The organism is Nitrospinota bacterium (assembly GCA_009873635.1).
Lineage (GTDB): Bacteria > Nitrospinota > Nitrospinia > Nitrospinales > VA-1 > LS-NOB.
Genome location: WAHY01000046.1, coordinates 1 through 4,646, shown reverse-complemented (window position 1 = coordinate 4,646; position 4,646 = coordinate 1). Strand labels below are relative to the sequence as shown.

The 4,646-nt window shown below is 37.0% G+C and carries 5 protein-coding genes and 1 pseudogene; 5 read left to right on the top strand and 1 reads right to left on the bottom strand.

Annotated features, from left to right (window positions below):
* The first annotated feature begins 247 nt into the window (after positions 1-247).
* The 5 genes from F3741_12750 (at position 248) to F3741_12730 (ending at position 4,484) form a co-directional block, all read left to right on the top strand.
* The gene (locus tag F3741_12750; protein ID MZG31645.1) at positions 248-1,534 is read left to right on the top strand and encodes a D-amino acid dehydrogenase; all 1,287 of its coding nucleotides are present in this window, start codon (positions 248-250) and stop codon (positions 1,532-1,534) included.
* A complete protein-coding gene (gene alr, locus F3741_12745; GenBank protein ID MZG31644.1) occupies positions 1,527-2,606 on the top strand; it encodes an alanine racemase in 1,080 nt (359 codons plus the stop codon). The genes F3741_12750 and alr overlap by 8 nt, the downstream gene beginning before the upstream one ends.
* Before the next feature lie 55 nt (positions 2,607-2,661).
* Positions 2,662-3,477, top strand: a complete 816-nt coding sequence (locus F3741_12740; GenBank protein ID MZG31643.1) for a phytanoyl-CoA dioxygenase family protein — start codon at positions 2,662-2,664, stop codon at positions 3,475-3,477.
* Between the two features lie 98 nt (positions 3,478-3,575).
* The gene (locus F3741_12735; protein MZG31642.1) at positions 3,576-3,851 is read left to right on the top strand and encodes a cupin; all 276 of its coding nucleotides are present in this window, start codon (positions 3,576-3,578) and stop codon (positions 3,849-3,851) included.
* 18 nt (positions 3,852-3,869) lie between these two features.
* Positions 3,870-4,484: an amino acid synthesis family protein gene (locus tag F3741_12730; protein ID MZG31641.1), complete on the top strand. Its 615-nt coding sequence runs from the start codon at positions 3,870-3,872 to the stop codon at positions 4,482-4,484.
* On the opposite strand, the pseudogene F3741_12725 reads toward F3741_12730, so the two are convergent.
* Positions 4,481-4,646, bottom strand: a pseudogene (locus F3741_12725) (MFS transporter). The gene F3741_12730 and the pseudogene F3741_12725 overlap by 4 nt on opposite strands.

Genomic DNA, 4,646 nt, shown 5'->3' with positions numbered 1-4,646 from the left:
AAAAAAACGGTATTTTAACCTAGATATTTTAACAAGAATATAGCTTAATGACTCTTTTTTTCTAAATCAATTTTTTTGATAATTATATGATTTTAATAAAATTTTTTAAAACTTTAAAATTCATCTTTCTGTACCATTCTAATGAAGAAAATTTTATAAAAATTTATATAGTATTTAAGAAGATTTATAGGAATATATATTCTAAGTACCGGTGGTAAAATTTGCGCTTTATGAGCAGAATTATTCGATGAAAGTAGTTGTTCTAGGTGCAGGTATCATTGGCACAACTTCAGCCTATTTTTTAGCTAAAAATGGACATGAGGTAACTGTTATTGATAGGCAAGATAGTGTCTCCATGGAGACAAGTCATGCTAATGCAGGATGTTTGTCCTATGGGTTTACATCTCCTTGGGCATCTCCTGGTCTTCCACTCAACGCTTTAAAGTGGGCTTTGACTGGACGATCTCCTCTAATCATAAACCCAAAATTAAGTTCTGAGACCATTAAGTTTTTATTTCGAATGTATAAAAACTGTAATTCACTGAGCTACGAAATCAACAAAAGCCGCATGCTCAGAATAGCTTCATACTCACAAAAAGCGCTATTAGAGATTGAGAAAGATTTTGAAATAAATTACGAACAAAAAAAACAAGGCTCTCTTCAACTATTTTGGGATACAAAAGAGATCGACAAGATAGCAAAAGATATTTCAATTTTGGAAAAATTTAATATCCAATCCAAGATTCTTGATCCTGAAGAGTGTGTCAAAGTTGAGCCTGCTCTTAAACATGTAAAAAACAAACTCGCTGGTGGAATTCATTTTAAGGATGACTTCACAGGGAATTGCTACTTGTTTTCAACTGAAATTTATAAAAAATGCCTAGAAATGGGTGTTCATTTTGAATTCAATACAGAAATTAATTCTGTTAAATTAAATAATAATGAGATTTTTTCAGTTTTAACTAATAAAGGTCAGTTTAAGGCAGATAAATATGTAGTCTCTCTTGGAAGCTATTCTAAAAAAATTCTATCCAATATCGGTATTGAAATCCCTGTTTATCCAGTTAAAGGCTATTCAATCACAATGCCTGTTCTATCTGATAATGATGCCCCACAATCAACAATTATGGATGAAAAGAATAAAATTGCCATCACCAGACTAGGGGACAAAATTAGAGTTGCTGGCATGGCGCACTTAACTGACTTCAATAAGAACTTGAGAGAAAAATCTCGAGAATCATTGGTAAGTGGCCTTGATTTGATATTTCCAAAGAGCTATATGTCGTCTAATAATGTTAACTTTTGGACTGGATTTCGACCCTGTACTCCTGATGGAACACCAATTATTGGCAACACCCCATACAAAAATTTATACCTCAATACAGGTCATGGAACTCTCGGATGGACAATGTCAGCTGGTTCTGGCAAACTGTTATCTAATCTTATTTCAGGAACCGACCCTGAGATTTCTACTGAAGGAATTGAAATGAGTCGATACAGCTTTTCAAACAAGACAGAATTTAATTATGGCTAGGAATTGCATTGCATCAATTGATCTCAATGCACTCAAAAAAAACTATCTTTATGCTAAGTCTCTTAGCCCTCAATCAAATGCAATAGCAATTATTAAGGCGAATGCCTATGGTCACGGTGCAGTTAGGGTAGCCCAGTATCTAGAGGGTACTGCTGATTGTTATGGTGTAGCCTGCTCTGAAGAGGCTGTTGAGCTTAGAAACTCAGGAATTTCTAAAACACCTATCCTTCTTTTAGAAGGTGTCTTTGAAGAGTCTGAGTTAAATATAGTAGTTGAACATAACCTCTGGATGGTCGTATGCAACTCTGCTCAGTTAGAATGGGTTCTTAATAGCCAGCTAAGTCAAAAATTTAATATTTTTGTAAAGATTGATTCAGGCATGGGTCGACTAGGGTTTCTAGAGCATGAGTCAAATGAAGTAATCAATATTTTAGAAAACTCCCCTAATGTTGATAAGTTAACATTAATGACTCATTTTTCAAGCGCAGACAATACAGAAAGTTCTTCAACAAATACCCAAATTGATAAATTTAATAATATAGTCGACTCAAGACAGAACGATCATTCACTCGCAAATTCAGCTGCTTTGATGGCTTGGAATGATGCTCATAGTGGATACACTAGACCTGGAATCATGCTCTACGGCTCTTCACCGTTTCCGTTCGAAGACAAATTTACAGGTTTAGTACCCGTTATGACATTAGAAAGCACTGTCATATCTATTAAGAAATTCAAAGCTGGAGCTTCTATTGGTTATGGTGAAAGGTATATCTGTAAAAATGATACTTTGATTGGGGTAGTTGCTATTGGTTACGCTGACGGATATCCCAGGAGTGCAAAAGATGGAACTCCTGTGTTTCTTAATGGAGGAACAGCCAGACTAGCTGGAAGAGTTTCAATGGATATGATAACCGTTGACCTTAAGGGCATCAAAGATCCAAAAATCGGTGACCGTGTAGAGCTTTTTGGACCAAATGTCTCTATCGATGAAGTTGCTCAGTACTCGGATACGATCTCCTATGAAATTTTTTCTAAGATCACCAGTCGTGTTTATCGAACTTATGTGTCATAGTTCATAAAATACTAATATAATTCAATTCATTAATAAATATTCAGCGCGTTACTTTATGTTGTCACAAAGCCAAATTTCATCGTTTAATAAGGATGGCTATCTAGTTGTAGAGGACTTTCTTGGTCAGGTTGAAAGAGAGAATCTAATGAATCGAGCAAAAGAGATGATTGATGATTTTGATCCTTCCTCATCTCACTCCATTTTTACAACCAATGAGCAAGAAAGAGCTAGCGATGAGTACTTCTTAAAGTCAGGAGATAAAATTAGATTTTTTTTTGAAGAGAAGGCAATTGATAGTGACGGAAACTTCACTGTTCCAAAGCAAAAATCTATCAACAAGATAGGTCATGCACAGCATGCATTAGACCCAATCTATAAATCAATAATTAATGGTCTTAATATTCCAGCTATGGGAAGACAGCTTGGGATGAAAAAGCCCAGACAGCTTCAGTCTATGCATATTTTTAAGCAACCTAATATTGGAGGGGAAGTTGGACTTCACCAAGATTCAACTTTTTTATATACTACACCAATGAGCTGTATTGGATTTTGGATGGCGCTCGAAGATGCTAATATTGAAAATGGCTGCCTTCAGGCGATGACTGGAGGTCATACATTGCCCCTAAAAAAGCGTTTTAAACTCGCTCAAACAGGAGGCACAGAGTTCGAAATTTTAGATGAAAGCCCATGGCCTGATAACGAACTTGATCTTCTAGAAGTTAAAGCTGGAACGCTTGTGATACTTCATGGACAGCTACCCCATTACAGCGCTGAGAACACCTCTAATAAATCAAGACAAGCCTTTAGTATTCATCTAGTTGACGATAATTGTCACTACGCTGAAGACAATTGGTTACAATCTAAGATTTAATACAAAACTAACAAACTTTTATGAATGATAGACGCGTATTTGATATTCATAACCTAGAGTTTTTGCCCTTTGACAGGTACGGCGCACCTGTTCCAAAAATGAGTTGGCATATTATCAGCTACAATCAAAAAAATGGACAAGGAAGTTATGTATTAAAAATGGAGCCTGGTGCTCAAACTGTGCCACATATGCACATGGGCTTCGAAGAATTTTTAATGATCGAAGGTGAATTGATTGATTCAGATGGAACAGTATTTAAAAAAGGTGAATTTGTATCATTTGAGCCTGGAAGCCAGCACTCTTCATTCTCGGAGACTGGAGCATTGATTGTAGTGTTTCAAAGAGGCCTCAATGAAGCAATTAATCATGACTAACTGTTAAGGAGTTGAATAATGCCCGCAGAGATCAGAAAAACCCTTCTTCATGTTGAAAAAACTCTTATTGAGGGCAACAAGCCTGCAAAAAAACCATTGATTCTCATAGCTGCAGTTGCTGTCATTAAAAACCCATGGTTTGATTTCAAAAATCCAAATCAATTTATCGAGGATCTCAAACCAGGTATCTTGGATGTCGCACCAGGCCTAGGAGAAATGCTGACCTCAATGATAATTAAGGAGGCTGGATCTGGAGCAAACATAGAGGGCTATGGCAAATCTGCTGTGGTTGGGCTCAAGGGTGAAATTGAGCATGCCTCAGGCATTATTCATACGCTTCGTTTTGGAAACTTTTATCGTGAAGCAGTTGGTGCTAAATCCTACCTTTCTTTTTGTAACACTCGTGGAGGCGCTAATGCTCCAATTATGATTCCACTTATGGACAAAAATGACGCTGGAAGGCGGTCACATTACTTAACCATAAGCCTGTCTATTCCAGATGCACCAGCTGATGATGAAATTGTAGTTGCTTTAGGCGCCTCAATTGGCGGCAGGCCACATCACAGGATTGGTGATAGATACCAAGATCTTAAGGATTTAGGTCACGACTTAGATAACCCTGCAAGCGTTTAGCTTGCTTGATCATCTGTTTCTAGCTGAGACTCTAAAGCTTCTTCAGCAATCACCTCCATTCCAACAACACTCGGTCTTTGAGTCATGGCCTGTTACTTAGCTTGATCAGATTCATCCGCATCGTCAGTAATAAACGTCATTGAGAACACAACGGCGGCAAAC